Annotated in this window: 7 protein-coding genes; 2 read left to right on the forward strand and 5 right to left on the reverse strand. The window is 71.8% G+C overall.

The genetic code is table 11. The annotated features are described in order from the left end of the window. Window positions 1-41: 41 nt before the first annotated feature. The 3 genes from ACWGJO_RS03570 to ACWGJO_RS03580 all read right to left on the reverse strand — a co-directional run bounded on the left by ACWGJO_RS03570 (window position 42) and on the right by ACWGJO_RS03580 (window position 3,482). Entirely contained in the window at window positions 42-947 is a 906-nt protein-coding gene (locus ACWGJO_RS03570; protein ID WP_387685299.1) for a sugar ABC transporter permease, read from the reverse strand. 40 nt (window positions 948-987) lie between these two features. Then, window positions 988-1,989, reverse strand: coding sequence for a carbohydrate ABC transporter permease (locus tag ACWGJO_RS03575; protein ID WP_452181954.1), 1,002 nt, complete (start codon window positions 1,987-1,989; stop codon window positions 988-990). A gap of 215 nt (window positions 1,990-2,204) precedes the next feature. After that, a complete protein-coding gene (locus ACWGJO_RS03580) occupies window positions 2,205-3,482 on the reverse strand; it encodes an extracellular solute-binding protein (protein WP_452181956.1) in 1,278 nt (425 codons plus the stop codon). 310 nt (window positions 3,483-3,792) lie between these two features. On the opposite strand from ACWGJO_RS03580, the gene ACWGJO_RS03585 reads away from it, so the two are divergent. Next, window positions 3,793-4,299: a GNAT family N-acetyltransferase gene (locus ACWGJO_RS03585; protein ID WP_452181957.1), complete on the forward strand. Its 507-nt coding sequence runs from the start codon at window positions 3,793-3,795 to the stop codon at window positions 4,297-4,299. A 208-nt stretch (window positions 4,300-4,507) separates the two neighbouring features. Here ACWGJO_RS03585 and ACWGJO_RS03590 read toward each other — a convergent pair whose 3' ends face one another. Both ACWGJO_RS03590 and ACWGJO_RS03595 read right to left on the reverse strand, forming a co-directional pair. After that, the gene (locus ACWGJO_RS03590; RefSeq protein WP_452181958.1) at window positions 4,508-5,572 is read right to left on the reverse strand and encodes an aldose epimerase family protein; all 1,065 of its coding nucleotides are present in this window, start codon (window positions 5,570-5,572) and stop codon (window positions 4,508-4,510) included. 312 nt (window positions 5,573-5,884) lie between these two features. Then, window positions 5,885-8,902 (reverse strand): ATP-binding protein, encoded by a 3,018-nt coding sequence (locus tag ACWGJO_RS03595; protein WP_452181960.1) that lies wholly within the window; start codon window positions 8,900-8,902, stop codon window positions 5,885-5,887. 309 nt (window positions 8,903-9,211) lie between these two features. Here ACWGJO_RS03595 and ACWGJO_RS03600 point away from each other — a divergent pair, with 309 nt between their 5' ends. Beyond that, a complete protein-coding gene (locus ACWGJO_RS03600) occupies window positions 9,212-10,159 on the forward strand; it encodes a terpene synthase family protein (protein ID WP_452181961.1) in 948 nt (315 codons plus the stop codon). The last annotated feature ends 511 nt before the right edge of the window (window positions 10,160-10,670 follow it).

Below are 10,670 nucleotides of genomic sequence, written 5' to 3' on the forward strand. Positions count from 1 at the left end.
TCCTGTGACGACGTGGCGGCGCGTGACGACGTGGCGGCCCGTTACGACTTGGAGGCACCGGCGGTCAGGCCGGTGACCAGGTGGCGCTGCACCAGGTAGAAGAAGGCCGCGGACGGGATCGCGATCAGCACGGCGGTCGCGGCCATCAGGTTCCACTGGGCGTCGTGCTCGCTGACGAAGGTCTGGAGGCCCACGGCCAACGTGTACTTGTCGGAGCTGAGCATGAACGTGGAGGCGAACGGCACCTCGGCCCAGTAGGTGAGGAAGGAGTAGAAGGCCGCCACCGCCAGGCCCGGGCGGGCGAGCGGCAGCACCAGCCGCCAGAAGGTGCCGAACGGGCTGAGCCCGTCGACCCGGCCGGCCTCGTCGATCTCCACCGGGATGGTGTCGAAGTAGCCCTTCAGCAGCCAGGCGCAGTACGGCACGGTGGTGGTCGAGTAGACCAGGATCAGGCCGGTGTAGCTGTCCAGCAGGCCGAGTTCGGAGAGCATCGTGTACATCGGCACGATCAGCACCGCGATCGGGAACATCTGGGTGACCAGCAGCGACCACATCAGCGGCTTGTGTCCGGGGAACTTCATCCGGGAGACGGCGTAGCCGGTGGTGGCGGCGAGCATCACGCCGAACACGGTGGTGACGCCGGAGACCAGCAGGGCGTTGCCGAACCAGGTGAAGAAGTCGGTGTCGGACAGCACGTGCTGGTAGTTCGACAGCGTCAGCTTGCCGAGGATCTGGCCGGGGTGGAGGTAGTCGGTCTTGTCCGGGCCGAGCGAGACGAACAGGATCCACGCGACCGGGAAGAGCGCGATCAGGCCGGCCAGGATCAGGGTGCCGTGGGACAGCGCCCGGGCCATCGGGCTGCGCTCGCCGCGGCGGCGGACCTTGGCGGGCCGGGCGGCCGGGGCCGCGGCCGCCGGGCGGGCCGGGAGTTCGGTGGTGGTGCTCATCGGGGTTACCTGCCTTCGTGGGTCAACTGGGTCCGGGGCCTCAGCCGTTGGCCTGCTCGTTGCGGGCGAGCCAGCGCCGGTAGAAGGCGGTGAAGATGATCAGGATGGACAGCAGGATCACGCCGTAGGCGGCGGACTGCGCGTAGTCCCGGGGGATCTGGCCGAAGCCGAGCCGGTACGCCCAGGTGACCAGCAGCTGGGCGTCGGGGGCGCCGGTGCCGAACAACAGGAAGATCACGTTGAACTGGTTGAACGTCCAGATCACGCCGAGCAGCACGACCGTGGAGGAGACGGAGCGCAGCCCCGGCAGGGTGACGTACCGGAAGCGCTGCCAGGCGGTGGCGCCGTCCATCTCCGCGGCCTCGTACAGCTCGGCCGGGATCGACTGGAGGCCGCCGAGCAGCGAGATCATCATGAACGGCACACCGGCCCAGGTGTTCACCATGATCGCGGCCGCCTTCTGCGCCCACGGGTCGGTGAGCCAGCCCGGCTCGGGCAGGTGCAGGAAGGAGAGGATGTTGTTGACGACGCCGCCGTCGGCGAGCATCAGGCGCCAGGAGAAGACGGTGACGAAGGTCGGTACGGCCCAGGGCAGGATGAGCAGCATCCGGTAGGCGGCGCGGCCGCGCAGCTTCTGGTTGAGCAGCAGGGCCAGGCCGAGGCCGAGGGTGTAGTGCAGGAAGACGCAGACGGCCGTCCAGGCGATGGTCCAGACGAAGTGCGACCAGAAGCGGTCGTACGAGCCGGGGCCCCACAGGATGTCGGCGTAGTTGTGGAAGCCGACGAACTCGTAGCTCGCCGGGATCTCGTTGACGCCGATCTTGCGGGCGACGTTGAGGCTGTTGGCGTCGGTGAGGGTGAGCCAGATGCCCTCGGCGAGCGGGTAGAGCACCAGCGCACCGAGCACCAGTACGACCGGGGCGATCATCGCGTAGGCGTACCAGTGCTTGGCGTAGGAGCGCTTGACGCGTTCCAGCAGGCCCGGACGCTGCTCGCGTTCCCGGTTGCCCTTGCCGGTGGCGCCCTGCACGGCGACTGACATCGTTTGCACCTTCTCGGGGGGAATTCTCGGGGGGAGCCGACGGCCCGGTCCGCAGTGGACGACGGGCGCCGCGGGGCGGGTGGCGACGGGCCGCAGACAGCGAACGGATGACAGCTGACAGATGATGAAATCTGTTATCCGTCATTCGTTCGCCGTCGCACGGTCACTGCCACCCGCCCGCTGTCATCCGTCGACCGGCGGGCCGGGCACAGGGACTACTTGGCGAAGCCCGGCAGGAGCTTGGCGTAGTCGGTGGAGACGGTGTTCAGCGCGTCCTGGGTGCTGGTGCCCTGGACGGCCTTGCCCAGGTTGGTGCCCAGCGAGGCGAACAGCGAGCTGTACTCGGGCAGCTCGGGGCGCGGCTTGGCGCTGCTCAGCACGGCCTGGAAGCCGGCGATGCCCGGGTCGGCCTTGACGTCCGCGGTGAAGGCGTCGGAGCGGGTGGGCAGGGTGGAGTTCTTCTGCGCGATGAACGCCTGGCTCTCGGCCGAGGTCATGAAGGCGGCGAACTTCTCCGCGGCGGCCTTGTGGGCCTTGTCGGCGCCCGCGTAGACCGAGATGTTGTGGCCGCCGGTGGGGGCGCCACCCTTGCCGCCGGAGCCGCCCGGGACGGCGGCGATGCCGAGGTTGTTCTTGTCGGCGAAGGCCGAACCCTTGTAGATGTTGGTGATCTCCCAGGGGCCCTGGACGATCGCCGCGACCTTGCCGCTGTTGAAGGCGTCCATCATGTGCGCGTAGGCGTCGGTGGTGACGTCGGCCTTGACGGTGCCCGGCGCGGTGAACATCGACTTGTAGGTCTCGACGGCCTTGACGGCCTCCGGCGAGGCGACGGTGATCTTCTTGCCCGCGGCGTCGACGGTGTCGGTGCCCTCACCGAACAGGAACGGCATCGCGTAGTAGCCGTCGGCGGCCTTCAGCCAGAAGCCGTCCACGCCGGCCTTCTCCTTGACGGCGGCGGCGTCGGTCTTCAGCTCGTCCCAGGTCTTCGGCGCGTCGGTGATGCCGGCCTTGGTGAACAGCTCCTTGTTGTAGAGCAGGCCGAGGGTGTCGGTCACCAGCGGCACGCCGTACAGCTTGCCCTCGTACTTGGCCTGCTGGATCAGGCTCGGCTGGAAGGCGGAGGTGTCCGCGGCGGCCGGGGTGCCGTCCAGCGGCTCCAGGTAGCCGGCCTTGGCGAAGGCGGCGGTCCAGCCGACCTCGGAGCGGAACACGTCCGGAGCACCCTTGGCCCCCATCGCGGTCTGGAGCTTGTTCTGGGCCTGGTCGAACGGCACGTTGACGAAGTCGACCTTGACGTTCGGGTTCGCAGCCTCGAACTTCTTGACGAGCTCCTGGTAGTTCGGCGCCTCGTTGGTGGCGTTCGAGGTGTCCCAGTACGTGAGAGTGACCGGCCCGTCGGCCTTGCCGTCGGAGCTGGAGCCGCTGCTGCCACAGGCAGCCATCGAGACCGCGAGGGCCACAACGAGGGCAGAGGCCGCGATGCCACGCCGCATGAGAACTCCTTGGGAGGGTGGGGGTGCCCGAGATGTTCGGAGACAGGCGCATAATGGCTGCCTCGTACCGACCGCACCGTTGCTGCCGTCGGGCTCGGGAAGGAAGTTAACAGCGGTGGAAGATCGACGGAAAGTCCTTGCAGCAAGTTTCTGCAAGAAACCGCGATCGTTACGCCCGCGTGTCCTGGACGTTGCCGCTCGGTAGTTGACGGACGCACCGATTGCCCGAATTCGTCCGATTCACCCCTCCGCCGACTGGCCGACGGCACCACCGTGCGTGGCCGAAAGCCGCCTGCAGCAGACTGGATGCATGCGAATCAGAGCCGTCACCAGGGACGAACTTCCACTGCTCGCCGAACTGGAGCGGGCCGCCGGCGCACCCTTCGCCGCGATCGGCATGCCGGAGATCGCCGAGGACGAGCCCCCGGCACCGGAGGAGCTGGCGCACTACCTGGAGCAGGGCACCGCCCTGGTCGCCGAGGCCCCCGACGGGACCGTCGCCGGCTACCTGCTCGCCGAGCCGGTGGACGGCGCGCTGCACATCGAACAGGTCTCCGTGCACCCCGACCACGCCCGCCGCGGCATCGGCCGGGCGCTGATCGAGCACCTCGCCGAGAGCACCGCCCTCCCCGCGCTCACCCTCACCACCTTCGCCGAGGTCCCCTGGAACGCCCCCTACTACGCCCGCTGCGGTTTCCGCCCGCTGCCCGGGGACGAACTCACCCCCGGCCTGCGCGAGATCCGCCGCAAGGAGGCCGAACACGGTCTGGACCGCTGGCCCCGGCTCTGCATGCGCCGGGACCTCGCGAAGCCGTAGCGCGCCGTAGCGCGCCGGGGCGCCGCCGGCCGGGCACCGCCCGCTAGGCCCTGTCCGGCCGATCTTGCCGGGCGTGCGACGCCGGATCATCCCGCCTGGACGCACGGCCGGACAGCCCAAGTACGTCCAGTACGAGGGCCGTCCGGCCGCACGCCCAGACGGGCGCCCGACGCCGCGCGCTGATCCTGCAAGATCGACCGGACAGGACCTAGTTGGTCCCCAGCCGGAGCACGGTCGTCGAGCGGAACTCCTCCCCCGGCCGCAGCTCCGTGCTGGGGAACGCCGGGTGGTGCGGGGAGTCCGGGAAGTGCTGGGTCTCCAGCGCGATCCCGGCGAACGGCCCGTACGGGACGCCGCGCGCGCCGGTGACCGCGCCCTGGAACTTGTTCGCCGTGTAGACCTGGACGCCCGGCTCGGTGGTCAGCACCTCCAGGGTGCGGCCGCTGACCGGGTCCTCCAGCAGCGCGGCCCGCGCCGGGCTGCCGTCCTCCGGCCGGGCACGCAGCACCCAGTTGTGGTCGTAGCCGCCGGGCCCGGTCAGCTGGGGGTGCTCGTCGTGCACCGACTTGCCGATCGGCGTGGCCACCGTGAAGTCGAAGGGCGTGCCGGCCACCGGCTCGGTCCGGCCGTACGGGATCTGCCGCTCGTCGGCGGGGGTGTACGCGTCGGCGTCCAGGGTGAGCAGGTGACCGAGGACGTCGCCGCTGCCTTCACCCGAGAGGTTGACGTACGCGTGGTTGGTGAGGTTGACGACGGTCGGCTTGCTGGTGACGGCGCGGTAGGCGATCACCAGCTCGCCGGAGGCGTCCAGGGTGTAGGTGACGGTGACGTCCAGCGCGCCCGGGAAGCCCTGGTCGCCGTCCGGGCTGTGCAGCGCCAGCCGCACGCCGCCGTCGACCGGCTCGGCCTCCCACATCCGGTGCGCGAAGCCGTCCGGCCCGCCGTGGAGGGTCATGCCGCCACCGGTGGGGGCGAGCTGGTGCTCCTCGCCGTCGATGGTGACCGACGAGCCGTCGATCCGGTTGGCGTACCGGCCCACCACCGTGCCGTAGTGCCGGGCCGGGCCAAGGATCTCGGACAACCGGTCGGTGGCCAGCAGCAGCTGGGCGCAGCGGCCGGAGCGGTCCGGTGCGCTCAGGGTGTGCAGGGTCGCGCCGAGAGTGAGCACGCTCGCCTCGTACGGGCCCGCCGTGAGCGTCCAGCGCTCGATCGCGGCGCCCGCGCCCGAGGGCTCCAGGGGTTCCTGCCGCACGCTGGTGGCCTCGCTCGCCATGGGCCTGCTCCTCACTCGCGGCCGGGTCGCACCGCGGCCGCCCGGTTCCGGGTCCGTCGAGGGGTCGCCGCGGCAGCCCCGTGTCCGTCAGCCTAGCGACGGCGGCGGCCGAGGGGGCGCTTCCGCGAACCCACGCGCCGCCTCCCGCGCCGCCGTCCACCATCTGGCGCCCCCTACGACCGCCGGGCGCCCACCCGCGCACCGGGCTCCGGCCACGACCGCCGGGCGCCCGCCACGAACCGGGCGCCCCGACCGTGCACCGTGCACCGGCCACGACTACCGGGGCGCCCCGACCGACCCCGGGGGCCGCTCCTAGCCGTCCAGCTCCTCCAGCCGGCCCGCGTCCCGCTGCTGCTGCTGCGGCAGCCCGAGCGCCGAGGCCAGGCCGTCCGGCCCGCTGCCCGCCTTGCGGTAGACCGCCGCCAGCCGACGGTTGACCAGTCCGAGCGGCACCCCGAGCTCGTCGGCGATCCGCTGCGGCGGCACGCCCTGCACGGCCCGCTTGGCGACCTCCCACTCGGCGCTGCTGAGCGTCTCCAGGGTGTCCCGGAAGTCGCGCAGCCCCAGCCGGTTGGGCCGCAGGCCGTAGTTGGCCAGCTCCCGCCGGGCCCGGTCGACCAGCCCCTCCGCGGAACAGTGCTGGGCCAGTTCGATGCCCTGATACAGGTACTCCTGGGCGTCCTCCAGCCGCCCGACCCGGCGCAGCGCGGCGCCGAGGTCGACCAGGGCGACGGCGTGCTCGTAGCCGGCCGGGGACTGCCCGAGGTACGCCACGGCGTCCTCCAGCAGTTCGACCGCCGCCTGGCCGTCCTCGATCCGGGCCTGCAGGCGCAGCGCGCTGCCGATCGCCGAGGCGGTGCCGAAGTTGCGTGCGTCCCGGACCGCCCGCTGTGCGTAGTCGCGGGCACGCTCGGGCTCGTCGTCCGCGATCGCGATGGCGAGGTGGCCGGCCCAGGGCGCCCAGACGGTGTTGTGCCAGCCGCGGACCTCCAGTTGGGCGCCCGCCTCGGTGAGCGCGGCGGCCGCGCCCGCGTACTTCTCCTTGGCGACCAGCAGCTTGCCGTACAGCGAGGCCGCGTCCGGCAGCACCATGGCCGTCGCGTGGTACGGCGGGTGGAAGCCGAACTCGTTGGCCAGCTTCCAGGCCTCGTCGACCCGGCCGCGGGCGATCAGGGTGTCGACGAGCACGCCGATCGCGTCCCACGCCAGCGGCAGCTTCTCCCCGATCCGCTCGGAGATGCGGTACGCCCGGCGCAGGAAGTCCTCGGCCTCGGCGAGCAGGCCGCGGCGGAACCGGGCCAGGCCCATCAGGAAGTAGGCGAAGCCCCGGTGGGCGCCGCTCCACCCGGCGATCTCGAACTGGATGATGGCGTCCGCGGCCAGCCGTTCGGCCTGGGCGATGCGGTCGTTGTAGATGTACGTCAGGCCGAGCATCGAGGGCAGTTCGAAGCCCCAGGTGGTGTCGGTCCAGCCGAGGCCCTTGGGCAGCCGGCCGCCGTCGAGGACCTCGTCGGCGAGCGCGAGCGCATCGGCGGAGGCGCCGCCGCGCAGGGTGAGGTCCCAGGCGCGCATGGCGAGCACGGCCCGGTCGGCCGCCTCCCGCCCGCCCAGGTCCCGGCACATCTCGCCGAGCCGGGCGGAGCGGCCCGGGCCGTCCTCCTCGGACTTGCGAAAGGCGTGCCACATGAACGAGGCGGCCTGGAGCCGCTGACGCCCGGCCGGTTCGGTGGTCTTCAGGGCTTCGTCCTGGCAGACCAGGGCCGCCTGGCCCAGTTCACCGGCGTGGGCGAGCACCTCGGAGAGCCGGAAGGTGGCGTCCACGCGCAGGGCGGGGCGCAGCGGCACCTCGTCAGGGTCGAGGGCCAGCTTGAGCTGGTTGACGGTGGCGACGGGGTCGGTGAGCAGCGCGGAGCACCCGAGTTCGTAGAGCACCTCGGCCTTGATCTCGTCGGCGGGCGGCTCGTTGAGCGCGCGGTGGAGACAGCGCTGGGCCGCCTCGGGGGCGCCGATCAGCTGGTGTTCGACGGCGGCGCGGCGCAGCTTCTTGACGATCCGGTCGTCGCCCTCGCCGGAGTGGGTCTCGACCAGGTGGCGGGAGGCGGCGAGCAGGCCGAGTCCGGCGTTCTCGATCTCGGCGGCGGCGATGCCGTGCATGCCGAGGCGGGTGGCGTCCGGCATGGTGTTGTAGATGGAGCTGGCGATCAGCGGGTGGACGAACTCCAGGTTCCCGTTGGGGGTCTGGGTCAGCACGCGCTGCTTGCGCAGCCGCTTGATGGACTCGCGGGCGCCCTCGGTGCTCTGGGTGGAGATCCGGGTGGCGAGGTCGACCCGGATGTCGGTGCCCAGCATCGCGCAGGCCCAGGCGAAGCGCAGGGTGCTGGCGCCGAGCCGGTCCAGCCAGCTCTTGAGGGTCATCCCGGCGGCGTCGACGGCGAGTTCGCGCAGCTGCCGGGAGTTCTCCTCGACCGGTTCGAGTTCCTGCTCGCGCACCTGGTCGAGCAGGGCGTTGGCCTCGAACGGGTTGCCGTTGACGACGTTCCAGAACTCGTAGCAGAAGGCGTCCTCGGCCCTGTCGCCGAGCTCGGCGCGGATCATGTCGGTGACGGAGCTGAGGGTGAGCCGGTTGAGCTCGTGCTTGCGGCCCTTGAGGAGGAGGACGTCCCGCCGGAAGTCCTGGGTCTCGATGGGCCAGTCGTTCTCGTCCTCCCGGAAGGCGAAGACGAGCAGAACGGGAAGTTCACTCGATCGGATGGCGAACTTGGTCAGCCAGGAGAGTGACTCGCCGTCCGACCAGTGCAGGTCGTCGACGATCATCACCATCGGCGCGCGGCGCGGTGCGAGCTGGGTGAGGACGTAGTCGAGGCCGTCGCGCACGCCCTGCGGGTCGAGGCGGCGGGCGCCGGCCTTGGGCTGCTTGAGGCCCATGGCCGGTCCGACGACCTCCTCCCAGGTGCCCATGACCTGGCTGAACACCTCGGGCTTCAGGTCGGTGAGCACGGGCTGGAGCAGCTGGCGCAGGACGTGGTACGGCTCCTTGAACTGCCGTTCACCGCCTCGGGCGAACAGCACGGTGGCGCCGTCGCGGAGCTTGGCGAGCCGCCTGACCTCGTGCAGCAGGCTGGTCTTGCCGATGCCGGGGCGGCCCGAGAAGGTGAGCAGGTCGCCGATCTCGGTGCCGCCGGCGGCGAAGCCGCGGCAGAGTCGGTCGACGGCGGCCTCCACCGAGCGCAGTTCGGCGTCGCGGTCGCGCAACCGGACCCGGGGCGCGATGCCGTCGCCGTCGTGGGCGGAACCACCGCCCGCCCGAAGTGCGTTCTCCTGCTCGGTCACCGTCGTGCCTCCGCCTCGCCCGCTGCGTCACAGCTCCATCACTGCGTGGAGCCGAGATTAGCGCCGTGCGGACCTCCCCGTGGGGCATTCGTGCAGGCTGGGGCGGACGGTGAGGGTTTGGGGGCCCTGTCAAGGGCAATTGCCCTACATCCCTAACATCCCATCATTGCATCAGATACCCTACGGCCTTCGAGGCGCGGATGATCTTGCGAAGCCCACCCTCACCGTCCGCGCCCCGTCGCGCCAACTCCCCCCACCGTCACCGCTCGAACAAAAAGCGCCCCCACCCTCCGCTGCACCGGGAGTCCGATGTCTGACGACACCTCACTTCAGATTCCGTTCCCGCACCGCCGCAGTCCGCACGGCATCCACGCCAGCGCACTGCACAGGGACTGGCTGATCCGCCACCCGCTGCTGCCCGACGCCGACCATCCCGGCTACGCGCACTGGGAGGTGGTGGACCTCGCCGCACTCGGCTATCCGGACGCCGGCCCGGACGAACTCGCCCTGGCCGCCGACCTGATGGGCTTCTACTTCCTCTTCGACGACCAGTTCGACGGCCCGCTCGGCCGCCGTCCCGCCGAGGTGGCCCCGATCTGCGAACGGCTGATCGCCGTCCTGCACGGCGCCCGCCCCGACCAGGGCTCCGCGGTCGAGACCGCCTTCGCCGATCTGTGGAACCGCAGCATGCGGGGCATGCCGGCCCGCTGGCAGGCCCGCGCCGCCTACAACTGGGAGTACTACCTGGCCAGTCACCCGGCCGAGGCGGCCGGCCGGATCTCCACCCGGCCGCCGGACCGCGCCGGCTACCTGGAGCTCCGCCGGGGCACCGCGGCGATGGAGACCATCTTCGACATGGTCGAACGCCTGGGCCAGTTCGAGGTCCCGGCCGCCGTCCTGCACCACCCCGTGCTGCGCCAGCTCCGCCAGCTGGCCGCCGACATACCGTCGCTCAGCAACGACGTGCACTCCTACCCGCTGGAGGCGCCGCGCGGGGACGTGAACAACCTGGTCATGATCGTCCAGCGGGAACGGCGCTGCTCGGCCGAGGAGGCCTGCGCGGCGGTCATCGCCGAGGCCCAGCTGATGGTCGACCGCTGCGCCGAACTGCACGCCCGGCTGCCCGACGTCCACCGCGAGTTGGGCCTCTCCCGGATCGAACGCACGATCGCCCAGCGGTACGCGGACGGGCTGCTCACCTGGCTGGCCGGCTACCTCAGCTGGGAGGCCCGCACCGGCCGGTACCACGCGGTCTGACCGGCGTGCGCCCCGGGCCGCCCGACGGGCGTGCGGTGGCGCGACCCGAGCGCGCCGCCCCGGCCGTACGGCGGCGTACGGCGGCACGCCGCGGGGACGGTCCGGCCGACGCACGGCGGCTTACGGAGGCACGCCGGGGACAGCCCCACCGACGCGCGACGGCGCGCGGCGCGGGTCGCGGGGGTGCGTCCGAAACGCGCGCCCCCGCAGTGATCCGTTTCGGGACGCCCGCGGAGATCGGGATCGGGCCCCGGCTCCCGCGGAGATCCGGTCCGGGAACGTCCGGCGACCCAGGCCCCGCGAACGACCGGAAGACACACCCTCCGTACCGGACACGCGTACGGACCGTAGCCGCACCGGGCGCCCGGCGGTTATCGTGCTCGGCGGCGGGCGCCCCGGCGGGGCGCCGGTCCGATTGCGTGTCCGACCCCTCCCCCGGCCGGCCCCCCCCCCACCCGCGGGCCGGGGCGCCGCCCGGGGGGGGGGGGGGGCGCCGCCGCAGGCCCAGGGG

The sequence above is a fragment of the Kitasatospora sp. NPDC054795 genome (assembly GCF_053611565.1).